Origin of the sequence: Parasalinivibrio latis, from assembly GCF_036825535.1 — a bacterium.
Classification (GTDB): domain Bacteria; phylum Pseudomonadota; class Gammaproteobacteria; order Enterobacterales; family Vibrionaceae; genus Parasalinivibrio; species Parasalinivibrio latis.
On sequence record NZ_CP098813.1, the window covers coordinates 1836475 to 1862288 of the forward strand.

At 47.4% G+C, this 25814-nt stretch carries 26 protein-coding genes; 13 read left to right on the forward strand and 13 right to left on the reverse strand.

Going from position 1 to position 25814, the window contains the following annotated elements:
• The first annotated feature begins 107 nt into the window (after positions 1 to 107).
• Entirely contained in the window at positions 108 to 500 is a 393-nt protein-coding gene (locus NF212_RS25220; protein ID WP_434361802.1) for a VOC family protein, read from the forward strand.
• A gap of 106 nt (positions 501 to 606) precedes the next feature.
• Here NF212_RS25220 and NF212_RS25225 read toward each other — a convergent pair whose 3' ends face one another.
• Positions 607 to 1404, reverse strand: coding sequence for a metallophosphoesterase family protein (locus NF212_RS25225; RefSeq protein WP_434361804.1), 798 nt, complete (start codon positions 1402 to 1404; stop codon positions 607 to 609).
• A 139-nt stretch (positions 1405 to 1543) separates the two neighbouring features.
• Here NF212_RS25225 and NF212_RS25230 point away from each other — a divergent pair, with 139 nt between their 5' ends.
• The 3 genes from NF212_RS25230 (at position 1544) to NF212_RS25240 (ending at position 3967) form a co-directional block, all read left to right on the forward strand.
• Positions 1544 to 2194: a DUF998 domain-containing protein gene (locus NF212_RS25230; protein ID WP_434361806.1), complete on the forward strand. Its 651-nt coding sequence runs from the start codon at positions 1544 to 1546 to the stop codon at positions 2192 to 2194.
• 235 nt (positions 2195 to 2429) lie between these two features.
• On the forward strand, positions 2430 to 3626 hold the full coding sequence (locus NF212_RS25235; protein ID WP_434361808.1) for a hypothetical protein: 1197 nt from the start codon (positions 2430 to 2432) through the stop codon (positions 3624 to 3626).
• 2 nt (positions 3627 to 3628) lie between these two features.
• Positions 3629 to 3967, forward strand: coding sequence for a hypothetical protein (locus NF212_RS25240; protein ID WP_434361810.1), 339 nt, complete (start codon positions 3629 to 3631; stop codon positions 3965 to 3967).
• Between the two features lie 30 nt (positions 3968 to 3997).
• On the opposite strand, the gene NF212_RS25245 is transcribed toward NF212_RS25240, so the two are convergent.
• Complete coding sequence (locus NF212_RS25245) at positions 3998 to 4450, reverse strand: hypothetical protein (protein ID WP_434361812.1); 453 nt, start codon at positions 4448 to 4450, stop codon at positions 3998 to 4000.
• 151 nt (positions 4451 to 4601) lie between these two features.
• Between NF212_RS25245 and NF212_RS25250 the strand changes: the two genes are divergently transcribed.
• The 4 genes from NF212_RS25250 to NF212_RS25265 all read left to right on the forward strand — a co-directional run bounded on the left by NF212_RS25250 (position 4602) and on the right by NF212_RS25265 (position 7525).
• Positions 4602 to 5240 carry a hypothetical protein gene (locus NF212_RS25250; protein ID WP_434361814.1) on the forward strand — a complete coding sequence of 213 codons (639 nt, stop codon included), beginning with the start codon at positions 4602 to 4604 and terminating at the stop codon, positions 5238 to 5240.
• Between the two features lie 220 nt (positions 5241 to 5460).
• Positions 5461 to 5892: a GNAT family N-acetyltransferase gene (locus tag NF212_RS25255; protein WP_434363000.1), complete on the forward strand. Its 432-nt coding sequence runs from the start codon at positions 5461 to 5463 to the stop codon at positions 5890 to 5892.
• A gap of 355 nt (positions 5893 to 6247) precedes the next feature.
• A complete protein-coding gene (locus NF212_RS25260) occupies positions 6248 to 6658 on the forward strand; it encodes a GFA family protein (protein WP_434361816.1) in 411 nt (136 codons plus the stop codon).
• Between the two features lie 219 nt (positions 6659 to 6877).
• Positions 6878 to 7525: a DUF6928 family protein gene (locus NF212_RS25265; RefSeq protein ID WP_434361818.1), complete on the forward strand. Its 648-nt coding sequence runs from the start codon at positions 6878 to 6880 to the stop codon at positions 7523 to 7525.
• Positions 7526 to 7654: 129 nt separating this feature from the next.
• Here the strand turns inward: NF212_RS25265 and NF212_RS25270 are convergent, their stop codons facing one another.
• Complete coding sequence (locus NF212_RS25270) at positions 7655 to 8287, reverse strand: TetR/AcrR family transcriptional regulator (protein ID WP_054675143.1); 633 nt, start codon at positions 8285 to 8287, stop codon at positions 7655 to 7657.
• 159 nt (positions 8288 to 8446) lie between these two features.
• Between NF212_RS25270 and NF212_RS25275 the strand changes: the two genes are divergently transcribed.
• The 3 genes from NF212_RS25275 (at position 8447) to NF212_RS25285 (ending at position 12997) form a co-directional block, all read left to right on the forward strand.
• Positions 8447 to 9604 (forward strand): efflux RND transporter periplasmic adaptor subunit, encoded by a 1158-nt coding sequence (locus NF212_RS25275; RefSeq protein WP_434361820.1) that lies wholly within the window; start codon positions 8447 to 8449, stop codon positions 9602 to 9604.
• A complete protein-coding gene (locus tag NF212_RS25280) occupies positions 9604 to 12684 on the forward strand; it encodes an efflux RND transporter permease subunit (protein WP_434363001.1) in 3081 nt (1026 codons plus the stop codon). Before NF212_RS25275 ends, NF212_RS25280 begins: the two co-directional genes overlap by 1 nt.
• A 121-nt stretch (positions 12685 to 12805) precedes the next feature.
• The gene (locus tag NF212_RS25285) at positions 12806 to 12997 is read left to right on the forward strand and encodes a hypothetical protein (RefSeq protein WP_434361822.1); all 192 of its coding nucleotides are present in this window, start codon (positions 12806 to 12808) and stop codon (positions 12995 to 12997) included.
• Positions 12998 to 13055: 58 nt separating this feature from the next.
• Here NF212_RS25285 and napC read toward each other — a convergent pair whose 3' ends face one another.
• Genes napC through napF form a run of 7 tightly spaced genes read right to left on the reverse strand, consistent with a single transcriptional unit; the run spans position 13056 to position 19054 of the window.
• Complete coding sequence (gene napC, locus NF212_RS25290) at positions 13056 to 13649, reverse strand: cytochrome c-type protein NapC (protein ID WP_434361823.1); 594 nt, start codon at positions 13647 to 13649, stop codon at positions 13056 to 13058.
• Between the two features lie 10 nt (positions 13650 to 13659).
• On the reverse strand, positions 13660 to 14130 hold the full coding sequence (locus NF212_RS25295) for a nitrate reductase cytochrome c-type subunit (protein WP_434361824.1): 471 nt from the start codon (positions 14128 to 14130) through the stop codon (positions 13660 to 13662).
• On the reverse strand, positions 14120 to 14980 hold the full coding sequence (napH, locus tag NF212_RS25300; protein ID WP_434361826.1) for a quinol dehydrogenase ferredoxin subunit NapH: 861 nt from the start codon (positions 14978 to 14980) through the stop codon (positions 14120 to 14122). The genes NF212_RS25295 and napH overlap by 11 nt, the downstream gene beginning before the upstream one ends.
• Positions 14980 to 15777: a ferredoxin-type protein NapG gene (gene napG / locus NF212_RS25305; RefSeq protein WP_434361828.1), complete on the reverse strand. Its 798-nt coding sequence runs from the start codon at positions 15775 to 15777 to the stop codon at positions 14980 to 14982. The genes napH and napG overlap by 1 nt, the downstream gene beginning before the upstream one ends.
• Positions 15778 to 15799: 22 nt before the next feature.
• Complete coding sequence (gene napA, locus NF212_RS25310; protein WP_434361830.1) at positions 15800 to 18286, reverse strand: nitrate reductase catalytic subunit NapA; 2487 nt, start codon at positions 18284 to 18286, stop codon at positions 15800 to 15802.
• Entirely contained in the window at positions 18283 to 18561 is a 279-nt protein-coding gene (locus NF212_RS25315) for a chaperone NapD (RefSeq protein WP_434361832.1), read from the reverse strand. The genes napA and NF212_RS25315 overlap by 4 nt, the downstream gene beginning before the upstream one ends.
• Entirely contained in the window at positions 18554 to 19054 is a 501-nt protein-coding gene (gene napF, locus NF212_RS25320; protein ID WP_434361834.1) for a ferredoxin-type protein NapF, read from the reverse strand. The genes NF212_RS25315 and napF overlap by 8 nt, the downstream gene beginning before the upstream one ends.
• 248 nt (positions 19055 to 19302) lie before the next feature.
• Between napF and narQ the strand changes: the two genes are divergently transcribed.
• Positions 19303 to 21021 carry a nitrate/nitrite two-component system sensor histidine kinase NarQ gene (gene narQ, locus NF212_RS25325; protein WP_434361835.1) on the forward strand — a complete coding sequence of 573 codons (1719 nt, stop codon included), beginning with the start codon at positions 19303 to 19305 and terminating at the stop codon, positions 21019 to 21021.
• Between the two features lie 18 nt (positions 21022 to 21039).
• A complete protein-coding gene (locus NF212_RS25330; protein WP_434361836.1) occupies positions 21040 to 21681 on the forward strand; it encodes a response regulator in 642 nt (213 codons plus the stop codon).
• A 48-nt stretch (positions 21682 to 21729) separates the two neighbouring features.
• Here NF212_RS25330 and NF212_RS25335 read toward each other — a convergent pair whose 3' ends face one another.
• The 3 genes from NF212_RS25335 to eutH all read right to left on the reverse strand — a co-directional run bounded on the left by NF212_RS25335 (position 21730) and on the right by eutH (position 25373).
• Entirely contained in the window at positions 21730 to 22413 is a 684-nt protein-coding gene (locus NF212_RS25335) for an HAD family hydrolase (protein WP_434361837.1), read from the reverse strand.
• Positions 22414 to 22429: 16 nt separating this feature from the next.
• The gene (locus tag NF212_RS25340) at positions 22430 to 24073 is read right to left on the reverse strand and encodes an electron transfer flavoprotein-ubiquinone oxidoreductase (RefSeq protein WP_434361838.1); all 1644 of its coding nucleotides are present in this window, start codon (positions 24071 to 24073) and stop codon (positions 22430 to 22432) included.
• Positions 24074 to 24167: 94 nt separating this feature from the next.
• Complete coding sequence (gene eutH, locus NF212_RS25345) at positions 24168 to 25373, reverse strand: ethanolamine utilization protein EutH (protein WP_434361839.1); 1206 nt, start codon at positions 25371 to 25373, stop codon at positions 24168 to 24170.
• Positions 25374 to 25814 lie beyond the last annotated feature (441 nt).

Genomic DNA, 25814 nt, shown 5'->3' on the forward strand with positions numbered 1-25814 from the left:
TGTGACGAGAATCCATGTTATTCATTAGGCTCCTACGTGTTTATACAAGTTTTCAAGCACTTAATCTATTAAAGAGATCTATTACTGACATTAATAAGGATAATGAGATGTTTAGCCACATTATGATCGGAACTGATGATATTGAAAGCGCTAAAAGGTTTTATGACTCTGTATTAGCGGTACTCGGCATCAATAAGCCTGTAGAGAATATCAATGACTCTGGACAGAAACGATTGTTTTACATTCACAATGGGTCAGTGTTTTGTATTACCGAGCCAATAAATGGTGAACCGGCACACCCGGCCAATGGTTCTACTATTGGATTTACTTGTAACTCACCAGAGCAAGTGAAGGAGTTCCATTCTGTTGCCATAGCAAATGGCGCTACTAGCATTGAAGGTCCTCCAGGCTTGCGTGACAACTCTACTGGTAGAAAGCATCTGTGTTACTTTTTGGATTTAGACGGGCATAAAATCTGTGGAATGTACCGCTGTAACTAAGGTGTTTTTGTCAGCTTTGAAGCCGGGGATTCAAAACCTCAAGTCAGTATTCCCCAGCACACTCTTTTAAAAACCAGAGCCAGCCCAAACCGGCTCTGGTTGCGCGTTAAAACTCAGCGTCGTAGTCAAATACAGGCTCTTTCGACAAGTCGATAACCCTGTGTGGGCAAGGTTTACCTTTTTTTCCGGTGGACGTTCCACCATCATATACCCTCGATACGCCCCACTTCCCATTCCACTTTTTGCCGTCATGGTTGTGGCCAAACAGAATCGCTGAAATGTCATGTTGCTTGATAATATCTCCTAACTCTTCGGAGTCCTTGAGATGCAAAAATGGTTTGGGGTGGAAAGGATGATGATGAAGGTAAACCACTTTGTATGCCGCTTTCTGAACAGCTTCATCTTCGGCGAGCATTTTTGCCAGTCGTTTTAGCTGCGACTTTCCCAACTCGCCTTCTGCCGACAACCTGTCATACCAATTCAGTTCTTCAGCCATCGAATCCAACCCAATGAACGCAATATCACCAATTACATCCAGTTTGGGATAGGTGATTTTGGTTTTTCCAAAGAACGCTTTTTTAAACTTCTTCACATATTTTTTAGACGCCAGGATGCCACTACCATAGTCATGGTTACCCGGCACAACAAGAACGTGAAAGCCCGCATCTTTAAGCCTTTTAAAGTGCATAACAGCTTCTTCATAAGAGCCATCGTCCGTGGCGTCTTCCACCACATCGCCCGTGTGCACAATCACGTAGTTATCGGCTTCTTCTTTGGTGAATATAATCCTGGTGATGATCTCCTTCATTCTTGAAGACAAATCTTTGTAGCCCAGGTGGGTATCGGTGAGATGAATTATCTTTTTCATTGTTATTACCTCGCTTAACTGACCGGCTTTAATCATAGTTGATATTTGCCAGGTTCTTGACGAGGCGGACCTATCCGCTGGTGTTGCATAGGGTCCCAATCGTAAGGTCACTTTTATCTGCCTTTCCCGCGTGGTGTCTGCTATGGCGTTGTTAGGTGAATAATTGGAGATTGGGATGTCAGACAGAAATCGCTTTAATGTACTGTTAGTTTTGCCCATTGTGAGTTTTATTTGGCTTGCTGGCACCGTTATTATTGCCGGTTTGTATTACCCTGAATACAGTCATTCAGCGCAGTTTATTAGTGAGTTAGGGGCCACAGGCTCGCCTTACGGCTCCTATGTGAATTATTTAGGGTTTATTCCCGCTGAGTTGTTAATATTTGCTTTCGTCGCCTTTTGTTATTCGGCTGTTCCTAAGACAAAGCAAAACCGGATAGGTGTTGCCTTGATAGGGTTGTACGGGACAGCACTGAGTCTGGCGGCGATATTTCCCTGTGATTATCAGTGTCGGCCAGTTGAACCCACCCTCTTCCACAATATCCATATGCTCCTTGCCGTTTCTGCCTACATGTCAGTGATGGTGTCAATGTTCATTCTGTCTTCATTTGATGGATACGCGAAAACATTCAAAATAGGCACCCGCACCATCAGTGTTATTTGTATCCTGCTATTCATTGCCTTGGATCCAGAATCAAAATTCGTTGGTGTTTATCAACGTTTACTTGAAGGATTCATATACGTATGGTTTATCTATTTTGGATATATTTTACGTGGCTATTTTCATCCAAAAAATTTTCACCATTTTTCAGACAATAGAAAAAGTTAGCATGTCGAGAAATAACCTATTTCTTTTTAAAGAACAAAATATAACGATTGACATATCAAGAGTCGTGTATAGAAAGATCTAATTAATGCTAAAACTTGCACTTTGATTTAAGTTTGCGACAAGCTACCTGATAAATCCGTCAGAATTTGAAATTCTTTTCCGTTGACTAATACTTATTAATGACTCACTCCACACTTGAGTCACAAACAAAAACGACAACAAGGCTAGGAATAATATGGATTACTGTAAATCACTAATAATTGTGGTTTCTTGTACTTCCGCCGTTGGGTGCGTCTCAAATAACGTAGAAGAAAGTTACCACGCTGTCGCAAAGAGCTGGAATCAAATGGTCAGGGCATCTCAGGTTATACCTGTCTACCCTCTACAAGAAGACCTCCGCCCCGGAGATGCGTTTATTACGCCATTCACCACAAATACAGAAATAGAATCCTGGAAAGAAGAAGGCTATCTCAGACTGGATAATGTCTACGCCCGTCTAAAGCCTAACGATAACATCATTGAAGATTTGCCAAAAGCCGCATTCCCCACCTATTCATTCACCATCGACTCAAGATCGGGTGGTGGACTTGCCCTTCCAGTAAGTTCTGTACCGGTCGCACTCGCCCTATCAGGGGCAAAATCGGCCACAGGTACCATCTCTTTTAAAGATGCCTTTTCCAACGGCATGACTGATCGTGAAGCCAATGCACTCGTTAATAATTGGGCTACTGAAGACATTCTCAGTGAGCTTAAAGATTACACAAAAAACGAAAATCATAGACTCTATGTGCTGAGGGTGGTTACCAGAACTTTCAGCGTAAAGACCGTATCTGTGGGTCTTACTTTTACAGACACATCCGGCGTTAACTTACAAGCCGGTGCCCCCCCCTCAACGCCGGAGCTTTGGGGAGCATCACCTGCAGATTACGACAAAATGATTGCTTACTTGAACAAACAAATTGCGCTTAAAACGGAAACTGGTGACGCTCCGGAGCTTCCTGCTGACACAGATACGCAAGATGAAAGTTCTGGCCGCACCCTTTCACAATTGCAAAAAGATCTGGAGATTATTGAAAATTTAAGGTCCGAATCGATCATAGACCAGATGAAACGTCAATTAGAGAAAAGTGACCAAATTGATAAGTATGGAGGCTTCTTCCTTCCTGGCGCCTCTTACAAATTTTCATCCTTCTCTCAGTACGGTGCGGGAATGGAAGAGAAATTTGATGCTCCTCTGGTATTTGGCTATTGGGCTACGGAATACATTATTAATACGGATGGTCCATTAATTCCTCTCAGGCGATCCCGGGGCATCATTGAAAACCCGGAATTACTTGAAACACTCATTAAAAACATTGAGGAAGAGAGGAAGAACAACCGACTAAAAGGCCCACTACCTAAAAAAAACGATAATAATCGTTCGGAGGTTTAACCATGATGATCCTTGGCAGTACGGCAAATTTTCACTGTTACCTGATTGAAACGTCTGAGTATAACGATGAGATGCTGGCAATTTACGTTCATGACCCGTCTCTAAGGGATGTGCCCTTCAGCCGACACGCTATTTCACACCACCAGGGCTATGAAATTGTCGTTTTCATTGTGAACGACAACCGGAACAAGTCCGAATTTGGTCACTTTGATGATATGGATTCCGACGAACTGAGATCATACATACAATCTGCCATACAAAGGCAGTGCGAATATTTCGATGTTGAAGTGAACGGGAAAAACGTGTTGATTATCTACCCAATATCACGATTCTTTCCATAAGGCTCGCTTCAGCGTGGTACATTTTTGAAATCACCGAGAGATATAGCGATTTTGTATCATTTGTGCCACCGCTTTTTCTTTCTTGGCTTTGTGCTTCTCCAACTGCTCCTTGTAGGCGCGGTCTAACTGCTCTGGCGACACATTATCAACGTCATGTCCGCCGTTACAGAGTGCCTCAAGGAATCCCGCTTTGTTTCTGTCATCCCCCACCCAAAGCTTTAACGCCGCAAGCTGGCCTTTTGATGGGCCGGGGTCGGTACTGTCTTGACCGTTATAAAGTGATTTCAACGACGCCTGCTTCTCGTCGAACTGTTGGTTGATGTCCGCCGTGGTTTCTTCCGATGGATCCAGTTGGTTGGCAATTGCTTTGGCGCGTTCTTTTTCCAGTTCCAGATACGCATTTCGGTCTTTTTGGTCTTGCTCATGCTGGTATTTCTGGCTGTCTTTGTTAACATTCTCAAACTTTCCACTTCCCTTGGTCATCAAAGCCTGTAGGGAAAAGGGTGTTTGGCGAGGTCAACGCCGCAAATGAATTGAGAAGACATGGTTACCTACGGTATTTAAAGCGGCACCTAAGTGTGGCAAATCCTCGTGAGGGGGAATCCATGTCATTCGGTATGCCTTCGGAGAAACAATGGAATACAATCTAAGCCCGTCCTTTAAGCACGATAAAATTGAGGACCCTTCATTTATTGACTTAGTAGATGTTTTCGAAGACATCTGGCTACATTATCTCTTGAACCCTGCAAAAATTCTGTTGGATCATAAGCACTGTGAAGTTGCTGCTTTGTCTTTACTCTCTACTTATTTTGAGTCTATCGAATGTTACATTTCGGGAGCGAAAAGTGAGGGAAAGTCCAAAAAATTTTTCATTGAAGGATTTTGTCGAGTGTTTAGCTCTAACCGTAACGGAATGGAAGTCGCTGCAGATCACTTTTATAAACATGTCCGTTGTGGCTTAACTCATGAAGCAATGCTAAGTAATAAGGTGGCTTTCAGCCCGTCATCGGCACATGCAATTTATGCCACTTACCGCAAAGATAATAAAGGAAACCTTATTCTCAATTCCGGTGTTACTTCAATCGTTGTAAATCCTCATTTAATATTTTCAGCGATAAATAATCACTTTAGACAGTACATTGCTACTTTGCGGCAAGGTGAAAATAAGAAAGTCATGAGCAACTTCGAAAAAACAATAACTAGAGTGCTTGGTGATCAAAGCGAAGAACTTATCATTGGAGTAACTGAAGATGAGTTTTTAGGCAAACTGTAAGCACAGGCATAACACATATGAGTCCTTCCCCAATCAGCAGGCAGTAACATTCTTTTGTCTGCTCCAACAGCCATTGCTTTCCAACAAAAAGTGGTGGAAACGACACGCAACTTGCCTTCTATTAATTTGTTATGTAATTGGTAGACATTTTCGACTAAAAGGGGCTAAAATGCGCCCTCGCGGCTGCACATGAATTTCAGTCAACTTAAGTGAAAATATGATGATTGTAGAAAATGTGCTTCCTGAAAATTACGCAGAAATGCTTAATGTTTGGGAAAATTCAGTCCGAGCAACTCATGACTTCATAACAGAAGAAGATATTGAGTTTTTTAAACCAATTATCATTGAGCAGGCTTTTCCTGCTGTCACGTTAAGATGTATAAAAAATGAAAGTGGTTCAATATTAGGTTTCGTGGGTATCCACGACTCAAAGGTTGAAATGCTGTTCGTCTTAAATGAGGCAAGAGGGCAAGGTGTTGGTAAGGTGCTACTGCAGTACGCAATAGAGCAGTTAGGCACAACCAAAGTCGATGTAAACGAACAAAATCCGCAAGCAGTAGGTTTCTACAAGTATATGGGTTTTAAAGTCGTTTCTCACTCACCACTTGATGATATGGGAAAACCTTTTCCAATTCTGCATATGACGCTTTAAAGCTCGGTTTGTCGTAACCAGTTTGTCAGAAGAAACGCCCAAGGCTAATAACTTTGGGCGTTTCCGTATACGGGTAAAAATCGCATAACACATATGAGCCCTTCTCCGGTCAATAAGCAATAGTGTTCATTTTGTTGCATCAGCAACCAATGCTCTCGAACAGCAAAATTGTCCACTTCATATTGTCATATCCGCCATTAAGTTTTTGCTTACGGCAAATATATAGAGGGTTTCTTATTGCGGTCTCACGACTGCGAATACATCCATTGCTTTCGAGAGGCATCTATCGTCGTGCTACTGTTAAACCTCACGAGGAAGAATCTGTGTTATTCGTTAAAGCACAGAAGGGAGTCAGATGATAATCGCTGGTGAATGCTTGTGTGGCAAAGTCAGTTATAAGGTCACTGGAAACCTGATTGAATCGAGTCATTGCCATTGCTCAATGTGTCGGCGTCAACACGGAACGGCCTTTGCAACTTATGCTGAAGTAATTCCAGAACAATTTAAATGGACCTCGGGTGAAGAACACATAAAAATATACGAGACTTCACATGGTGGCGGCTGGTGTTTTTGTAACGCGTGTGGTTCTACTCTAGCAGGTACTGAGAATGGAGTGGTAACTAGCGTAACGCTAGGAACGGTAATAGGAAATCCTGGAATATCACCGAGCTATCATATTTTCGTAAGTTCAAAGGCGTCTTGGTACCATATAAGTGACAGCCTTCCACAATTTGATAAGCGAAAAAAAAACGGTAATAGTACGTAGCACTCCTTTCGGTGTTGTTAATCAAATCATAGGCTCAGTAAAATTAATGTAACGCACCAAAAATATATCACCGCACCTCTTTCCTGTATGAATATTATCCTCAACAGCTCCCGTTTTGCGGCGGCAAATAGCTCACATGCAACGTAACTATGATTGATTCACCATACGGATGTGTTTAGTCTTTTAATATATTTCAACATTCGGGATATAAGAGGCTTTATGGGCGCTAAAACGTGGATGATAGTCTATTCAAACGGTAATGCCAGAGAGATACTTAACTCTTCACCGAACATAGACAAAACGCAAACCGAAACCTGCCTGCAGACGCTTTTCCCTGCTACAACGCTAACTGTTTCTGGGGAGGGAGACCTGTCTTTCACCTGCCCCGAGGATAACGAAATTTACGCCGGGTATTTTAATGGCGTTTTTGTCGTTGCAGCCTCAGAATTCGCAATTGATTTACCCTCAGAGCTTCCCAAGCAGTTCATAACAGATACGCTTGGCACTACCATTCAACTGCATGCCATGCACAGTGCTGTCGATTGGTTTGCTTTTGCAATTTGGGAAAAACAGAAATTAATCCGTTCACTTAGCCTCTCACCGGACAGCGGCATTCTAGAAAACACAGGTACGCCATTCAACTTCGAAGCGCCGTATTGGGATGGTGTACATCCAGCGATTGATCCACTCGACGATAGCGATGAATACCCTTTGGATTTTCACCCACTTGAATTGGGAGAAGAGGCATTGAACTTCATGTTTGGTTATCAACTGGAGGGAGCTTCTGATGATGCCACGCTTGAACCAGAATCGATTCCCCTACTGTGCTTCAAACGCCAGAAAAAGGCATGGTGGCGGTTCTGGTAACGGCCCTTTTTTCTCCTCCCTCTTTTTTTGTCCTTTATGAGTGATACTTGCGCTTGAACTTCCCTGAATGGTATAAGAAAGGGCCACAAAGGCCCTATTCTTTTGTCTGCTTAACGCTAAACATTCAACTTAGCCCTTCCAGCAACATCCCCTTAAGAAAAGCCGGACACAGTTTTGAATGTAGCTGTAGCGTTTTTCATCGGTTTCACCGGCATCCGCACCTAACTGCGCCCAGTAGACCGGTTTGCCCATCGCCATCATTAAAAGTTGCATTGCTGCATCTTCCACAGGCTGTTCGAGTTTGATCATGCCCGCTGCGTTTAATTCAGACAGAAATTCCGATACCAAGCGAATCTTATGTTTTGGGCCGGTCTCGATAAAAGCATTGGCAATGTCCGGATGGGCATCACGCTGTGAAATGATGGTTTGATACATGTCGATCGCATTTTGGTTCAGAAGCATATTCTGGAACGAGAAACAGAAGGCTGTCAGGGAATGTTCCGGACTCTGGGAACCCGGCTCCAGTGAGAGTTTCTCCTGAAACTTCTCACACTGATGAATAATGCAAGTTTCGAAAAGTTCGCCTTTGGAACTGAAATGCGAGTATACCGTCTGCTTGGATACTTCTGCCTTCGACGCAATCATATCCATGCTGACGCCGAAGCCTTGCTCCCTAAAAAGCTCACCGGCAGCACGAAGAATCTGTTCTTTCTTCTTGTCGCTTTTTTTGCGACCAACACGAATGCTATTTTGCTCAACCATATAAATAACTGATACCTAAGATAAAAAACAACGTTTAGGGACAACCTTTTCAATTCTTGCTGAAATCGATAATTAATAGACTAGACAGTACAGTTTGATTAGTCTATTTTTCATACAGCCACCATCACGACTTATGAAATTTAACAAAAGGATTTGAGCATGTCTTCCGCTACATCGGCACGTCCTCATACAAGGCACTCTAACGCAACGATTTCTGTACCTGTACTTCTCGGCCTGTTCATGTTGATGTTATCCGGGTGCGATACGGAAGCTCAATCCCAAATTGAACAGGTAAACCAACTCACTGTTTCCAGCATCCGTCTTACACCTGAATCTGGCTATCCCGTAAAACAAAGGTTTCTTGGAACTGTAAAAGCCCCTCAGGAATCAACGCTAGGTTTTGAACTAGCCGGAAAACTCTCTGCATTGCACGTCGCTCAAGGTGACACTGTCACCAAGGGGCAAAAAATTGCCTCCCTCAACACGGAACTACTTGAAACAGAATTAAACCAACTGATGGCAAAACGCGACCAAATCGCGGCACAACTTCAGTTGATAAAGCGCAATCTTTCGCGCCAGCTTTCGTTAAAAAAGAAAGGCTTCAGTGCAGATGCTCAAATTGACGACCTTAAAAGTCAACGTAACACCCTTTCGGCAAGCCTGGATGAAGTAGATGCAGGTATTCTTGCCACTCGTTTACGTATTGACAAGTCAACCGTTTATGCCCCGTATAACGGCGTTATCAGTGCGCGACATGTATCTCAGGGAGACGTTATTGGGGCAGGCACCCCTACCTTTACACTGCTTTCGACGATGGGCCGCGAAGCTCACATAGGTGTACCTGCCGAAATGGTGAATACACTTGAAAGCGGAGCCACATTTTCAGTTGAGATAAACGGGCGTTTCTACGAAGCATCTCTTATAAACCCGGCGGCGGCCCTTCAGAATAACGGCCGCACAGTAAACCTTAGATTTGAATTACCAAAAGACTATGCTCTGCTACCTGGTGAACTCGCTTATCTGACCGTGAATCGTCAGATTAACAAACCCGGTTACTGGATTCCTATGTCTGCCCTGACCGACGGTGTCAGGGGAACATGGAACATTTTCAGCCTCACTTCCCAAGAGAGTGACAATCATTCATTCCGCGTTGAAAGACGTCTTGTAAACCTTCTGTATGCAACCGAAAGCCAAGCCTTCATAGCCGCTGAGTTGGGGAAAAACCCACTCATTGTTTCCGAGGGTCTTCACCGAATCGTTGCCGGCGCTCAGGTCACGACTACTTCGGCTGAACTTGTTGAAGGGCCTCAGTCATGATGGCGAATGTAATTGGAAATATAAGACTTTTAATATTGGCAACAGCCCTAATTTTAGTTGCCGGTTTATCTGCTATACAGACGTTACCGAGAGCAGAGGATCCTAAGCTGACCAACCGATGGGCCAATGTCACTACCATTTATCCTGGAGCAAGCGCAGAACGTGTTGAAGCACTTGTTACGGAGAAAGTAGAGACTGCATTGCGTCAGCTTGCTGATATCACGCAAATTGACTCCATATCCCGTCCCGGATTGTCAGTCGTTACCGTCGAACTTCATGATGATTTGAAAGAAACAGAACCTTCCTGGTCGAAAATTCGAGACGAATTATCTGAAGTCGCACCATCATTGCCAACCGGAGCCGCCCCGCCAACGCTGAACACTGATTTGTCCGACGCCTTTACGTACATTCTTGCACTCCAGTGGAAAAGTCCTGACGCTCAACAAGACCTTTTGGCTCTTGGTCGATATGCCAAGGATATTGCCCGGCAATTTCGCAACCTCTCAGGTACTGATTACGTCAAAGAGTATGGCTTGCCAATAGAAGAACTCCTGGTCGAAATTGATCCGTACAAGGCCAGTAGCGCCGGTATCACAGCGGGTTCGCTCAGTCAGGCTATCGCCGGGGCAGATGCAAAAGGCGCAGCGGGTGAGATTATCAACAGTGATATTCGCATGCAGGTGGAGCTTCGGGGAGAAATCGATTCGCTACACCGCTTGAGAGATGTCCCGGTACGTGTAAATGCAGACGGCCACCAGATCCGATTGAGCGACATCGCCTCTGTTCAACTTACAGAACTCAGCCCCTATAAAGAACACGCGCTTCACAACGGTCAAGCTGCGATTTTGGTCGCAGTCAGAATGCAGTCGGGACAGAATATCGAGCGATGGACCCGTTCAGTTGAGGAAGTCATTGCCTCTGCCCACAGCGTACTTCCCACTGACATTTCGCTGACCACACTCTTTAAGCAATCAACCTATACAGAAACGCGTCTTGTCGAGCTTCTGGACAGTCTGCTCATAGGTTTTGTTCTGATCGTTGGCGTTTTACTTGTCACGCTTGGGGCGCGTTCAGCCATTTTAGTTGCACTTTCATTACCGGTGACTGGCGCTGTGACGCTTTTCATGATGAAAGCAACAGGATTGCCCGTAAACCAAATGTCCGTAACAGGTCTTATCGTTTCGCTGGGTATCATGGTGGACAATGCCATCGTCATGGTCGACACCATACAGCGTCAGCGTGAGAAGGGAGCAGGTCAGTTCGAAGCAGCTGAATTCGCGATAAAGCATTTGTGGACGCCCCTTCTGGGTTCCACGTTAACCACAGTGCTGGCATTTGCTCCCATCTTTTTGATGCCTGGCGCAGCCGGTGAGTTTGTCGGTGCGATCGCAATTACGGTGACCTTTTCCCTCATCGGGTCTTACCTTATATCCCACAGTCTGGTTGCCGGATTCGGTGCCCATTTTCTTCGTTCAGGCAATACGGCGAAGCATTGGTACACGCAAGGTGCAGAACTCCCGGCTTTGGGGAAACTGTTCAATGCTTCTCTGAAAGCCGGGCTAAAGTGGCCAGTGGTGACGTTGGTGATGGTATTTTGTATTCCCGCAGTTGGTTTTTGGTCTGCTTCGCAACTGACCGAACAGTTCTTCCCGCCTTCAGATCGGGATATGTTTGAACTTCGGGTATATATGTCTCCCATGTCGAGCATTGACCAAACCAGCCAGGCTGCAAAGGAAATTGACCAGATTTTGCAATCAAAACCGGGTGTAGAGAACGTCACCTGGGTGGTGGGAAACAATGTTCCGGCTTTTTATTACAACCTTCAGAGCAAGAACTCCGGCACACCCAGTTTTGCTCAGGCCATGATAAAGGTATCTGACTTCCGGGTTGCCAACAGACTTATTCCAGAACTGCAAATTGAGCTGGACGAAAAAATATCCAATGCTCAAATCATTGTTAAAAAGCTGGAACAGGGCCCGCCATTTAACGCTCCGCTTGAAGTGAGAGTCATTGGACCAAGCCTTGACCGCATAAAAGTGTTGGGTGAACAAATCCGACTGATCATGGCAGAAACCCAGTACGTTACGCACACACGGGAAACCCTGCAACCCGGATTGCCAAAGGTGATGCTGGATGTCAATGAACAAGCCAGCCAGATTAACGGTCATCCCCTTTCGACGTTAGCAAAGCTGTTGCAATCAACCCTGTCCGGGGCAGTAAACGGGTCGATGATCGAATCAACGGAAGAAATTCCTGTCAGGGTACGTATTGGTGATTCGGCCCGAACCAGCCTGGAAGGACTTTCAAACCTGCGTATCCCGACTCAAACCGGGAGCATGCCGCTTTCAGCGCTTGCAAGTGCCACATTGGAACCTGCCAGAGGCGCGATACCCCACAGGAATGGAGAGAGGGTTAATACGGTTGAAGGGTATATCGTAGCAGGCGTGCTTCCCCAGACCGCGCTGGATTTGTTCCACGACAACCTTGAAGCGGCAAGCATTTCCCTGCCGCCCGGTTATCGGCTCGAATTTGGCGGAGAGTCTGCCGAACGTAATGAGTCAGTCGGCAAATTAAAAAGCAATCTGGCACTGGTTATCACCCTTTTGGTTGCAGTGGTGATTATCTCTTTCAACTCTTTTCGCTTGAGCACCATTGTTTTTCTGGTTGCGTTTCAAGCAGCCGGGCTGGGCTTGCTTTCAGTCTGGGCATTCAGTTATCCGTTTGGTTTTACAGTTATCATCGGGTTGCTCGGCCTTATTGGCCTAGCTGTCAACGCGGCTATCGTGATTCTTGCAGAACTCAAAGAGAATCCTGACGCATGCAACGGAGACAAAGCTGCGATAATTGATTCTGTCGCAAGTTGTTCCCGCCACATAATCTCTACCACCATCACAACCGTTGGCGGCTTTTTACCTCTGATCCTGAGTGGTGGAGGCTTCTGGCCGCCTTTTGCCATTGCAATAGCCGGAGGCACGGTACTGACCACGATTCTGTCATTTTATTTTGTCCCTTCAGCATTTTGGTGTTTTGTCAGGTTCAGGCCTCTGCCAGCCAAACATACCGCTATTCAACCTTCTTAGTGTCATTCCGCTATAGCTCCTCAGTTTGCCCCGCTCGCGGGGCCTTTTTTTGACTATAATCGTTTGTTGAAGTGCATCCGTATCAGTACCTCGACCAAACCCGAACCCAGGGGAGGAGCATATGAGTACGGCAGATACCATCCGGGAAATCGAGCGGCAAATCCAACTGGCCTATGACGAGGGTGAGTATGCTGTGGCCCACCAGTTGGAAGCCCAGGCATCACGACTTAAATTTCATCAGGAAAGGCATTTTAACTACAGGCAACCCAACACGGTTGACGACTTCAGGGAGTCCCCAATAGACGACGATTAGCCCTAAAGTAAAACGCCACCTTGAAAGGTGGCGTTTGATATTTTAACGTATCCCTAGATTAATGAAATTCCCGCTCGGCCTTGTAGTCTTTTGGCAGTTTGTGGGCAATTCCTTTGTGGCAGTCGATACAGGTCTGACCCTCATCTTCAGCCTGTGAGTGGATTCCGGCAGCGACAGTCCGCTGGACGCTGAAGTCCATAAACTCAAAGTTGTGGCAGTTCCGGCACTCCTGGGAGTCATTGGCCTTCATCCGGTTCCACTCACGTGTGGCCATCTCCAGCCTATGGTCTTCAAACTTTTTCGGCGTATCCACGATACCAAACACTTTTCCGTAAAGTTCTTTACTTGCCTGAATTTTACGGATCATCTTCGGCACCCACTCTTTCGGCACGTGGCAATCCGGACAGGTTGCACGTACACCACTGCGATTGGTGTAGTGAATAGTACCCACGTACTCTTCATACACATTTTCCCGCATTTCGTGGCAACTGATACAAAACTCTTCGCGGTTCGTCATCTCCAGGCCGGTGTTAAAACCACCCCAGAAAATGATACCTGCGCCAAACCCAACAATCAGTATGGTACCTATCGCCAGCCTGCTGGGTTTTCGGAACCATTGCCAGAACGATGAAATAAAACCGGGTAGTTTCATTCAGACCCCCTTATTCGCCGAACTTGCCGGCAGGCACAAACTCATTTTCAACCAGAGGTTCAGCCTGCGCCTGAGGAACGTGGCACTGCAGGCAGAAATAACGACGGGGCGCGACTTCAGTCAGCAGTTTTCCATCCCGGTCCTGATAGTGTGTCGGGCTGACGCGCGGTGCGCCGGTTTTCCGGTATACGTTTACGTCATGACATTTCAAACACCCATTATTGGACTGGTTAACCTGGTAGCCGTCCGTCGAATGAGGAATCAACGGAGGCTGGTTTACATAGTCCAGCGCAATACGTTCCTGGTTTTTGGGAACAGGCTTGATCTTCGGCAGAACATTAGCCTCTGCAATTTCTGTTGAACCACGCAGGGATTCAACCGGCGTCGCTTCATCTGTATTTGCGTAAACCCCTTTAACTGTGAATACAACAGTGCCCAGCACCACTGCCAGCATCAGAGAAACCGCTTTTTTAACCTTCATCCTCGGCTCCAATTCTTGTTCTGAATCCTAAAACTTGTTCAGCACACACATCGATACAGCGACCACAACTGATGCAATCCCTGTCCATGACACGTTTATCCCCTTCCTTGAGCGGCTGGCGCAGTACCTGCGGCTCCGGGCAGACGTTGAAACAATCCATACACTTGGTACAGGCTTCCCGGTTGACGGCTTTCACCCGGATAAGGCTTTTCGAGCCGATCAATCCGTATGTGGCTCCAAGAGGGCAAAGATGACCGCACCAGCCATGCTCCACCAGCAGCAAGTCCATCAAAAAGACTGCAACCACCAGCCAAATACCGGCCCCAAAGCCAAAAATCAGCCCTCGGTGCAATACCGCCACCGGATCCAGCCATGTCCACACCAGTGCACCTGTCAATCCACTGCCGATTACCAGTGCAGCGAGAAACCAGTAGCGGAGAGACTTGGGCCAGCTGAAGCTTACTTTTAACCCCAGCTTGCGGCGAAGCCATGCTGCGGCATCAGTCACCAGATTCATCGGGCACACCCACCCACAAAAAGCGCGGGGGGCAATCAGTGCATAAAGCCCGACGACCACTGCCAAGCCAATAAGACCGGACACTTCAAACACATGTCCGGTTGCCAGGGACTGCGCGGCAATCAGCGGGTCGGTGAAAGGAACAACATCAAACAGCACACTGGCTGAGAGATTGCCTTTCATGATCCACAAGCCCCACATTGGCCCGGTGAAAAACGACAACAAAATTGCCATTTGGGTAAACCGGCGCAGGATCAGGAAGCGGTGTGCCCGCCACCATCCAAGACGCTTTACTGCGTCTGTTCCTGCATCCTTGGCGAAGTTCTTTGCCATCAGTTACCCTCCCCAGGCTTTCTGGCGGGAAGCGTCAGTTGCCTTGGCACCAAACGTTCTCCATCATTGGCCTCTTGCTCTTGCCAGCCGAACCGGTAATGTTGCCCCAGTTCACCGCGGGCAAGGCTGGTTGGAACCACCTTAATAGCAGCTTCTTCCAGCACACAGGCGTGCTCACAGAGACCACATCCGGTGCAGCTATCTGCGTTCACCATGGGGATTAACTTTGCATGGACCCCTGTACGCTGGTTGTGCATTGGCTCCAGCGTGATTGCCTCGTCTATCATCGGGCATACCCGGTAACAAACATCGCAGCGAAGTCCCTGCCAGTTAAGGCAATTTTCGTGGTCAATTAACACTGCGGTGCCCATTTTTGCCTTGGTGATATCTGTCAGTCCCTTGTCCAGTGCGCCACTTGGGCACGCTTTCACACAAGGGATGTCTTCACACATTTCACAAGGCACGTCACGGGCGTCGAAGTAGGGAGTACCCGCAGCAACCGGTGAAAGTAAGGTTGCCAGTTTCAACGTGTCATAAGGACAGTCGCGCACACAGAGCCCACACCGCACGCAGGCATCAAGGAAATCGGCTTCCTCTATTGCGCCCGGAGGCCTTACCGGTACGCCGGAACGGGCCTGGCTCTGTTTGGATTGCAATCCCAACACCGTCACCGCGATGCCCGCACCGGCGGCTGTCCTTGCTGCATCCCTAAGGAAGCGCCGGCGGCTCACATCTTTGAGGGAAGGTTTGTCTTCCTTTCCTGAAGATGGCGGTTTTGGTTGGGTTCGTATGCTCATCGTTGTGCTGCCTGCCTTCCCATCAAGCCTTTAAGACTTTGACGGCACATTTCTTAAAGTCGGTTTCTTTTGACAGCGGATCCGTTGCATCCAGCGTCAATTTGTTTACCAACTGCCCTGCGTCAAAGAACGGCATAAACACCAACCCTTGCGGTACGCGGTTACGGCCACGGGTCTCAACGTGCGTGGTGACTTCGCCACGGCGGGAAACCACTTTTACCGCATCACCCCGGCGCAAACCGCGTTTGCGTGCATCCAGTGGGTGCATGTATACCACTGCATCCGGGTAGGCACGGTAGAGCTCTGGGACCCGGCGTGTCATGGTGCCGGTATGCCAGTGTTCAAGTACACGTCCGGTGGACAGCCACAAGTCGTAATCAGCATCAGGTGATTCCGCTGCTGGCTCATAAGGCAGCGCAAACATCACGGCTTTTCTGTCAGGTTTGCCGTAGAAAGCAAAGCCCTCACCCGCATTCACATAAGGGTCCGTCCCTTCTGCATAGCGCCACAGTGTTTCTTTGCCATCAACCACCGGCCAACGCAGGCCACGTGCTTCGTGGTACATGTCGAAAGGAGCCAGATCATGCGCCTTGCCACGGCCAAATTCTGCATACTCTTCGAACAAGCCCTTCTGGATGTAGAACCCGGCTGCTCGGGCATCATCATTGAGCCTGTCTTCCGGTACTTCCTTCAGGGAGTACTTGTCGACTTTGCCGTTGGCAAACAGGATGTCGTACAGCGATTTACCCCGGTATTCCGGCTTGGCGGCGACAAGTTCTTCCGGCCAGACTTCTTCAACCTTGATACGCTTGGAGACTTCCACCAGCTGCCAAAGGTCAGATTTCGCCTCACCCGGCGCTTTGATTTGCTGGTACCAGAACTGTGTGCGGCGTTCCGCATTACCGTAAGCACCCTCTTTTTCCACCCACATTGCTGTTGGGAGGATCAGGTCGGCTGCCATTGCTGTCACTGTTGGGTACGGGTCAGAGCAGATAACAAAGTTGCGAGGATCGCGGTAGCCCGGCAAACGCTCCTCATTGATATTCGGACCGGCCTGCATGTTGTTGTTACACATCACCCAATAGACATTTAGCTTTCCGTCTTTGAGCATGCGATCTTGCAGCACGGCATGGTAGCCCGGTTTGGGTGGGATGGTACCTTCCGGCAGGTTCCACTTATCCTCGGCAAACTTACGGTGTTTAGGGTTCTTCACCACCATGTCTGCTGGCAAGCGGTGGGCAAAGGTACCGACTTCACGAGCCGTACCACAGGCTGATGGCTGTCCGGTCAGTGAGAACGGGCCGTTGCCCGGTTTAGAGATTTTCCCGGTCAACAGGTGGATGTTGTACACAAGATTGTTGGCCCATACACCACGGGTATGCTGGTTGAAGCCCATAGTCCAGTAAGAGACCACTTTTACTTCTGGGTTGGCATAGAGCTCTGCCAGTTCATTCAGTTGGTCAACTGGCACACCGGAGAGCTTGGACACACTTTCTGCATCGTAATCCGCTACGAACTTGGCAAACGCATCGAAGTCCATCGGCTCGGAGCCGCCTTTACCCGGGTTCTTGGCTTTCTGCTCAAGCGGGTGTGTAGGACGAAGTCCGTATCCAATATCGGTCACACCCTTACGGATATTGACGTGTTTTTCCACGAACGCCTTGTCCACCTTGTTATTGCTGATGATGTAGTGGGCAATGAAGTTCAGTATGGCAAGGTCAGTCTGCGGAGTGAAAATAATTGGGTTGTCTGCCAGTTCAAAACTGCGGTGTTCGAATGTAGAAAGAACAGCAACCTTTACATTTGGTGATGACAAACGGCGGTCAGTCAGACGCGACCACAAAATCGGGTGCATTTCCGCCATATTCGAACCCCAGAGCACAAAGGCATCTGCCTGCTCAAGGTCGTCATAACATCCCATCGGCTCATCCATACCAAATGTACGCATGAAGCCACCTACCGCTGACGCCATGCAGTGACGGGCGTTAGGGTCAATGTTGTTGGAACGGAAACCGGCTTTCATCAGTTTGGCCGCCGCATAACCTTCCCATACGGTCCATTGGCCGGAACCAAACATACCTACCGTAGTTGGGCCATTATCTTTGATAGCGGTTTTAAATTTATCCGCCATCAGGTCCAGTGCTTCGTCCCAGGATACCGGCTCAAACTCACCGTCCTTGTCAAAGACACCATTTTTCTTTCTCAGCATTGGCTGAGTCAGGCGATCCTTTCCGTACATAATCTTGGGAAGGAAATAACCTTTAATACAGTTAAGGCCACGGTTTACCGGCGCATCCGGATCTCCCTGGGACGCAACTACACGACCATTTTGTGTACCAACCAGTACACCACAGCCAGTACCGCAAAAACGGCAAGGAGCTTTATCCCATTTAACCGAATCATCCTGTCCTGCTGCATTTGCCACGGAGGCAGGCAGTGTAATACCTGCCGCTGCAGCGGCTGCAGCAGCCGCGTTCGCCTTCAAAAAGTGTCGGCGTGTCAGCTTCATTGCTCTACTCCTTCACCTGCCAGTGCAGGCTCCTCTTCATTGTCTATTTGGTGATACACCAGTGTTGCAGCCAGTACGCCCGGCAGCGCACGGATGGCTTCAAATTTGTCCAGCAAGGTACCGCGGGTATCCCCTTCAACCACCACGACCAGTTTCCCGGCTTCGCTGGAAGCCGGCACTTCTGCTCCTTCTATGGCAGTGATCGCCTCACGAACCGTGCTTTGTTGGTCTGCAGCTGCATGTACAACCAGACTGCTGACGTGATACTCACTCATTGCTATTCTCCATCTTGATGGCGCTTACCGGGCACGGTGCAATACATGCACCGCAACCGCTGCAATCTTTGGGGTTAATAATTGGGTGTGCTACGGCGCCAGCAGAAAGCTGGAATCGGATGGCCCGTGTTTCGCAACTGTCTCCGCAACTGCGGCATTCAACACCTGAAAATGCCAGACAACATTCACTGATACCGGCTGTTTGATTCCAGGGATTTTGGGTTTCTTCATAGAACAGAGGCTCTGGACATTTCTCTGCACAGGCGTAGCAAAAAGTACATTCACCCTTTTTGAAATCCAGAGATGGAAAACCGCCATCTCCATTGACGATAATTTGGGTTTCACAGTGTTCGGCACATTTCCCACACCGGGTACACTGGTCAGTAAACGTGATATCGTCCCGTTCCCAGGGAAGTTTTTGGCGGTCTTCACCGGCCACCAAACCAGTTCGGTTCAGCGCTTTGGTAAATAATCGACGCCGAGAGATATCCATGTCTTGCCTCAATAGCCTTAAAACCAGTTTCAGTTTCGACAGCTTGTTTCACAAAAAGAAAAAGTGTTTATAGTTATGAAAACTAATCACCTGCTGTTGGTCGGGGTATACCCCCTTAGGGGTAATTGGGGGGTGACATTGAGCCAGATCAATAAACCGGTCTGATTCTGTTCACACTATTGAGTGTAGACAGAATTCTTAATAGTGAATCTTGGTTGCATAATTGATAAATCATGGACGGCGGGAAAGTGGATCAAAATTCAGAAACACCTAGGTCAGATATAACTATCCGTAACTCCGTAACCACAACCATTGCGCGCTCAATGGTTCTTATCTTGTTGCTTTCAGTCGTTATTACCAGCTTCTCACTGCTGACATTGGCGTCCAGCCTTAACGACGCAGCAGCAGTTAACACGTCAGGATCCCTGCGTATGCAAAGCTACCGGCTTGCATACGATATCGTCCGGGACTCTGCCTTGTATGAACAGCATGTGGGAAAATTTGAAGAATCGTTACTTTCCCCTGAGCTGACATTATTGAACAATTGGGCAGTGCCGGAGGAGATCATCATCCATTACGAAGACCTTATAGGGAAATGGGTCAGGCTGAAGCCGGAATTACTCGGCAATGACCGGGAGTTTTACCTCGAACAGGTAGCACTGTTCGTTAACGATATTGATCGTTTTGTATTTGAACTGCAGAAATTTTCTGAAGATAAACTGCAGACTCTGGCGATCGTCAGCAGCGCCGGGCTTGGACTGATTTTGTGTATCTCACTCTTTCTGATCCACTTTACCCAGAGAAAAATCGTTAACCCTCTCCATGCGCTGGTTCTTGCCAGCCAACAGATTCAATCTAAAAATTTCAATATCTCAGTTCCCCCTGTAACCCAGAATGAATTGGGAGTGCTGGCGTACAGTTTTCGCTCAATGGCAACTGACCTGAAAACACTGTATGACGATCAGGAACAGATGATCGAAGAAAAAACGCGCAGCCTGACGCAGGCTAACAAGTCTTTGGGCGTACTCTATGATTGCTCCACCCAGCTCTCAAACAGCCAGCTTGGGCGTGACAACTTTGAGGAGATGTTAAAAACCCTGCTGGCCGTCGACGGCATCAAAGCAGCTCGTTTGGTCGTGGAGGAAGAAGGCCAGCCGGATTGGTTTATCCAGGTCGGTAATATCAACGATTCGCATTGGCACCGGCACGCCTTGTCATTGGACGGTGAGGCTCTGGGGCACCTTGAGTGCCAATACTCCCTGCCCTGCCCGGACCAGCAGCTTATCAACAACGTAGCCCGGATAATGTCACGCGGCGTTTATTACAACCGTACCCAGAAACAGACCATGCAACTCATGGTGATGGAAGAGCGAGCAACGATAGCCAGGGAGTTGCATGACTCACTGGCCCAGACACTCTCATACCTGAAAATACAGACTACACTGCTGAAACGGCAGATCGCCAAACTGGACAATGACAACCTCACTGAAATTACCAATGAGATAGACGGACAGCTTAAAGATGCTTATACCCAGCTCAGGGAACTCCTGACGACCTTCCGTCTTTCCATCGACAGCGCCAATTTTAACGACGCACTCGATCAGATGCTGGCAACATTGCGTGAACAAACGGATGCGACCATCGAAGTTGATAATCACCTCCCGTCCGTGGTTGTCCAGGCCCAGCATCAGGTTCACCTGATGCAAATTATCCGGGAAGCAGTATTGAACGCAATCAAGCACGCTCAAGCCGAAACCATATCCGTCTCATGCAACCAGTCGTCCGGACAGGTAGGTATTGCGGTGACAGACAATGGCGTTGGATTTGACGTAAACAGTGAAAAACGAAACCACTACGGTATGGCTATTATGTACGAACGAACCAAGCGTCTGGGCGGGAATCTGACCGTTTCAAGCAAACAGGGACATGGCAGCCGGATCGCCCTTTCATTCCGGTTGGCAGATTAAAAAAATAAGAGGATTACAATGGAACAATGGCGTGTACTGATTGTTGACGACCACCCGTTAATGCGCAGGGGGATCACCCAGTTGCTGGCTTGTGAGCCTGAGTTTCAGGATATCGAGGAAGCCAGCAACGGTACGGATGCAGTGGCTATTTGTGCCCATGATGAAGAACCGGATCTTATCCTTCTCGATTTAAACATGAAGGGTATGTCCGGGTTGGATACCTTAAAGGCCATGCGCAGTGAAGGCGTTTCCTCGACGGTTGTCATCCTCACAGTTTCGGATAATAAGCAAGATGTCGCGGCACTGATCAAAGCGGGAGCTGACGGCTACCTTTTGAAAGATACAGAACCGGATGAGTTGGTTGAACTGCTTAAACAGGCGCTTCGCGGCGGTAAGGCATACAGCGAAACCGTACGTCATTACCTTGAAGAAGGGCTGACAAACGCGTCCCCGTTTGAAAACCTGACAGAAAGGGAGATGCAGATTCTAAAGGAAGTTGCCCAGGGTTACCGAAACAAACAAATTGCCGACCGACTGTTTATCTCTGAGTCCACCGTTAAAGTGCACATGAAAAGCTTATTAAAAAAGCTGGGGGTAAATTCACGGGTTGCAGCGACGTTGCAATATCTGGAATACGAAGATCTCAACAGCGGAAGTTAATCTCCACACCTGGGCGATGAAGAGCACCGGGAATGGTGCTCTTGGTCTTTAACTGTAGTCATCAAGAGAGATAATCTCCCAGCCTACTTTTTTTGCCAGCTCGTTCAGCACATTGTCCGGGTTTACAGCAATCGCTTCGTCAACGTAGCTGAGAAGGGGAATATCGTTATGGGAATCAGAATAGAACCGTGTTCGTCCTATGGCCTCTCCCCTGCGCTTTAGTTTCTCCATGTAACGGATAAAATTATCCCGTTTTCCCTCTTTAAAACTCGCAGTCCCGGTAAAGTTTCCCGTTAACATTCCACCGATACGTTCCGGTTCGGTACTTAAATCTGCATCAATATTCAGAAATCGTTTAACCGGCTCTGTAATGAACGCATTAGTGGCTGAAATTAAAACAGTGTGGTAACCGAGCGACCGGTGATTGCTGACGAGGTCAATGCTTTTGGTCTTTATCCTTGGTTTAATTTCCTGTTCAAAAAACCTCTCCCGGTACCTGACCAATATGTCTTCAGGCAGTGACCTGAAAGCTGACATAGTGAATTTCTGGTACGCCTGACAATCCAGGATCCCTTTGTGATAGTCACTCTTAAAAGCAGAAAGATGGTCCAGGTGGTCTTTAGAACTAACAAGATTCGACTGGTATACAAATCGGTTCCAAAGTATGGAGCTGTCACCTTTCAGGAGCGTGTCATCCAAATCATACGCCACGACAGTTTTGGGCTCTAACATCCGGTCAACTCCTTAACTACTGGCTGATATAGTTGGGTCCTCCACCCCCTTCAGGCGGCGTCCAGGTGATGTTCTGCGTGGGGTCTTTGATATCACAAGTCTTGCAGTGAAGGCAGTTCTGGGCGTTGATTTGCAACGTTTTACTACCGTCACCCTTATCAAGTACTTCATAGACTCCTGCCGGACAGTACCGCTGTGCAGGTTCATCATAATATTCGACGTTGACGTCAATCGGCACATTCTTGTGACTCAGGATCAAGTGGCATGGCTGGTTTTCTTCATGGTTTACGCCTGACAGGAATAAAGACGACAGCCGGTCGAAACTGATCACATTATCCGGCTTGGGGTATTCAAGAAATTTGGCTTGTGATTTTCTGTCCAGAGAATCGTAGTCAGGCTTTCGGTCATGCAAAGTATAGGGAAGGCTTACCACATTCTGGTCAACGTAGTTCAGTGCACCTCCAATCAAGCTACCGTAACGGTGTAAATGCGGGCCGAAATTCCGTGCCTTGAACAACTCTGTATACAGGGAAGACTCTGTAAACACCTGCTCAAACTGGACCAGGTCCTGCCCTCCAGGCTCTCCTTTTTCCAGTACCTCTGCCACAACACCGGCCGCTAACATGCCGGACATCATTGCTGTGTGCGTCCCTTTTATCTTGGAGAAATTCAGCGTCCCTGCGTCACATCCAAGTAGCATCGCTCCCGGTGCGGTCATTTTTGGCAAGGAGTTAAACCCGCCTTTGGCGATTGCCCTTGCACCATATGACAGACGCTCTCCACCTTCGAGGTACTGCAGTATAACCGGGTGATGCTTCATTTGTTGGAAAGCTTCAAAAGGGCTGAAATAAGGGTTTTTGTAGTTTAGGTCCGAAATCAGACCGACAGAAACGGTATTATTTTCCCCGTGGTAAAGGAAAAATCCGCCGGACTCCGATCCCAACGGCCACCCGGCACCATGAACAACCAACCCGGGTTGGCTCTTTTGCTCTGGAATTTTCCAGGTTTCTTTTATTCCCAGTCCATAGTGCTGGGGATCCTTACCATTGTTAAGATCGTATTTCTCAACAAGCACTTTCCCAAGGTGCCCGCGACAGCCCTCAGTCAGTAATGTGTATTTGGCATGAATTTCAACACCGGGTACAAAGGAATCTTTTGGCTCACCTTCCCTATCGATCCCCATATCGCCGGTCAAAATGCCGATAACCTCATCATTGTCACCATAAAGCAATTCTGACGCCGTGAAACCGCAAAAAATGTCTACACCAAGGTTTTCAGCCTGTTCTGCCAGCCATTTGCAAAGATCACCTACACTCGCAATGTAGTTCCCCTTATTGTGCATGGGCTTAGGGATAAAAAGGTTTGGAAGTTTAATGCCACTTTTGGCGCTACGCAGGAAATAGAAATCATCTTCCTCAACAGCATTTGTCAAAGGGGCGCCTTTCTCTTTCCAATCCGGGAAAAGGAGTTCCAGGCTGGAAGGTTCGACAACGGCTCCAGAAAAAATGTGGGCACCTATATCAGAACCTTTTTCGATAACCACTACGGAAATATCCGTCCCTTTTTCATTCGCCAGTTGTTTGATTTTGCAGGCGGCAGACAGCCCAGCAGGGCCACCACCTACAATGGCAACATCAAACTCCATCACATCTCTTTCCATGACATATTCCGCTGTGTTTTTATTTTGGTAAATCGAACGCATGCATAGCTGCGCTTTTGCAGCTATGCATATTGAAAACATTGAAGGGTTAAAATCAGGCCTCGCTAGCTGCCTTTGCATCCAGACGTTGGGCGGAAGGAACGGCAATCCATACTGCCAGCGCAAATCCGACGATGCCGCCTGCCAATTTACCCAACAAAATAGGGGCAATCATATTTGGCTGGAAGTTTGCGGTAAACGCGAGGTGGTCACCAAACATAAAGGCACCACACACTGAAAAGGCAATACAAAGCACTTTGTCCCGAGGTTTCATGTCTGCGATAAGGTGGAACATTGCCAGTATATTTGCTGCTGCTGCCAACAACCCTGCTGCACCGACACTGTTCATGCCCAGCTTTTGGCCAAACATTTCCATTGGCGTCGCGAGGTACTTCTTAATCAGGTATACCATAGGGAACGCACCGGACAACATAATGCCGATGTACCCGGCAATCTCCAATGCCCGGAACATATCCTGCTCATCTGCAATTATTGGGTCGAAGCCCCAGGAGCCAAATGTCTGCGTAAAGAAGCCGGTAAAATATTCTACAATACTGAAAACAAGCACCAGTTTTAATGCACCATCCATGACTTTACCAAATGTAAGGAAACCCTTAATCATTTGATTCGGAATAAACTTGAGTCCGGCAGCCAAAAGAATACATACAATGATAAGCGGGGAGATATTTTTAAGAATAAGACCAGCATTCATTAAAAGTGTTAAAGAAGAATCAGAAGTGGTATCAATGGTCTCTCTTACGGTCGTCCCCGTAACACTAATAAGCATGCAGGCTACAAAAACCCCAACAGGAATACTCAACAAGCCTGCCATAACACCCAATGCCATATATTTATGGTCAGCTTCTTTGAGCATATTCAACCCTACCGGGATCGAAAACACGATAGTGGCCCCAGCCATGTAGCCTGTCACCATGGCAATAATCCAGCCTTCTTTTGTTGCTGCAAGTGCTTCCGCAAGTTGGTAGCCACCCATATCGACAGCAATCACAGTGGTCGCGGCAATAGCCGGGTCAGCCCCAACTGCCTCAAATACCGGACCAAATGTATATGATATAAAACTGGACAAGTAAGGTATGGATGCCATTATTCCTGCAACCGGGATAAAAATCGGTCCAATACTATGCAGGCCGGAAATGAACTCCGCCCCCAATCCATTTTCGCTGTCCCGCAGTGATGCGAAAGCGCCTAACACCGCACATATCATGATGATATAAATGACATAATTGCCAATTTCAGACATCCTGTTGACTCCTTTCAACCGTGAGCATTATTGCTTTAAGAGTGGTTAGGTAATCACCTAAACATGCCTGACCATTAACACATTTATAACATAAGGCATGCAAACGACAATTTATATTGCCCAGCAAAAGATTTATTTATGGTTCATATTGAAAAATAAATGATTAGTTTTGATGTGTTTTGAAATAACGATTTAATTCCCCCTGCCTAATTAATTTGATATATATACCCAAACCACCTCAAGGTGCGTCATTCAGAGTGACTTCAGTGCGTTCAATTCAAGGAAAATACCTGTAGGAATGGTGCTCCCTTTCAAAGGTATTTGACACAGAAGTGGACGCACTGAAACACTCCCGAAGGGCGAGTTTGATTGGCTCTCATTCTGCGTTGCTGTTTTTTGATTTAGAGCCACTAGATCGTCAAAACAGCGCCTTGACTGACA

What these genes read in the sequence shown, in the direction of transcription:
- NF212_RS25220 (WP_434361802.1), top strand. Translation starts at nt 108, where the DNA reads ATGTTTAGCCACATTATGATCGGAACTGATGATATTGAAAGCGCTAAA.
- NF212_RS25225 (WP_434361804.1), bottom strand. Translation starts at nt 1,404, where the DNA reads ATGATTAAAGCCGGTCAGTTAAGCGAGGTAATAACAATGAAAAAGATA.
- NF212_RS25230 (WP_434361806.1), top strand. Translation starts at nt 1,544, where the DNA reads ATGTCAGACAGAAATCGCTTTAATGTACTGTTAGTTTTGCCCATTGTG.
- NF212_RS25235 (WP_434361808.1), top strand. Translation starts at nt 2,430, where the DNA reads ATGGATTACTGTAAATCACTAATAATTGTGGTTTCTTGTACTTCCGCC.
- NF212_RS25240 (WP_434361810.1), top strand. Translation starts at nt 3,629, where the DNA reads ATGATGATCCTTGGCAGTACGGCAAATTTTCACTGTTACCTGATTGAA.
- NF212_RS25245 (WP_434361812.1), bottom strand. Translation starts at nt 4,450, where the DNA reads ATGACCAAGGGAAGTGGAAAGTTTGAGAATGTTAACAAAGACAGCCAG.
- NF212_RS25250 (WP_434361814.1), top strand. Translation starts at nt 4,602, where the DNA reads ATGGAATACAATCTAAGCCCGTCCTTTAAGCACGATAAAATTGAGGAC.
- NF212_RS25255 (WP_434363000.1), top strand. Translation starts at nt 5,461, where the DNA reads ATGATTGTAGAAAATGTGCTTCCTGAAAATTACGCAGAAATGCTTAAT.
- NF212_RS25260 (WP_434361816.1), top strand. Translation starts at nt 6,248, where the DNA reads ATGATAATCGCTGGTGAATGCTTGTGTGGCAAAGTCAGTTATAAGGTC.
- NF212_RS25265 (WP_434361818.1), top strand. Translation starts at nt 6,878, where the DNA reads ATGGGCGCTAAAACGTGGATGATAGTCTATTCAAACGGTAATGCCAGA.
- NF212_RS25270 (WP_054675143.1), bottom strand. Translation starts at nt 8,287, where the DNA reads ATGGTTGAGCAAAATAGCATTCGTGTTGGTCGCAAAAAAAGCGACAAG.
- NF212_RS25275 (WP_434361820.1), top strand. Translation starts at nt 8,447, where the DNA reads ATGTCTTCCGCTACATCGGCACGTCCTCATACAAGGCACTCTAACGCA.
- NF212_RS25280 (WP_434363001.1), top strand. Translation starts at nt 9,604, where the DNA reads ATGGCGAATGTAATTGGAAATATAAGACTTTTAATATTGGCAACAGCC.
- NF212_RS25285 (WP_434361822.1), top strand. Translation starts at nt 12,806, where the DNA reads ATGAGTACGGCAGATACCATCCGGGAAATCGAGCGGCAAATCCAACTG.
- napC (WP_434361823.1), bottom strand. Translation starts at nt 13,649, where the DNA reads ATGAAACTACCCGGTTTTATTTCATCGTTCTGGCAATGGTTCCGAAAA.
- NF212_RS25295 (WP_434361824.1), bottom strand. Translation starts at nt 14,130, where the DNA reads ATGAAGGTTAAAAAAGCGGTTTCTCTGATGCTGGCAGTGGTGCTGGGC.
- napH (WP_434361826.1), bottom strand. Translation starts at nt 14,980, where the DNA reads ATGGCAAAGAACTTCGCCAAGGATGCAGGAACAGACGCAGTAAAGCGT.
- napG (WP_434361828.1), bottom strand. Translation starts at nt 15,777, where the DNA reads ATGAGCATACGAACCCAACCAAAACCGCCATCTTCAGGAAAGGAAGAC.
- napA (WP_434361830.1), bottom strand. Translation starts at nt 18,286, where the DNA reads ATGAAGCTGACACGCCGACACTTTTTGAAGGCGAACGCGGCTGCTGCA.
- NF212_RS25315 (WP_434361832.1), bottom strand. Translation starts at nt 18,561, where the DNA reads ATGAGTGAGTATCACGTCAGCAGTCTGGTTGTACATGCAGCTGCAGAC.
- napF (WP_434361834.1), bottom strand. Translation starts at nt 19,054, where the DNA reads ATGGATATCTCTCGGCGTCGATTATTTACCAAAGCGCTGAACCGAACT.
- NF212_RS25330 (WP_434361836.1), top strand. Translation starts at nt 21,040, where the DNA reads ATGGAACAATGGCGTGTACTGATTGTTGACGACCACCCGTTAATGCGC.
- NF212_RS25335 (WP_434361837.1), bottom strand. Translation starts at nt 22,413, where the DNA reads ATGTTAGAGCCCAAAACTGTCGTGGCGTATGATTTGGATGACACGCTC.
- NF212_RS25340 (WP_434361838.1), bottom strand. Translation starts at nt 24,073, where the DNA reads ATGGAAAGAGATGTGATGGAGTTTGATGTTGCCATTGTAGGTGGTGGC.
- eutH (WP_434361839.1), bottom strand. Translation starts at nt 25,373, where the DNA reads ATGTCTGAAATTGGCAATTATGTCATTTATATCATCATGATATGTGCG.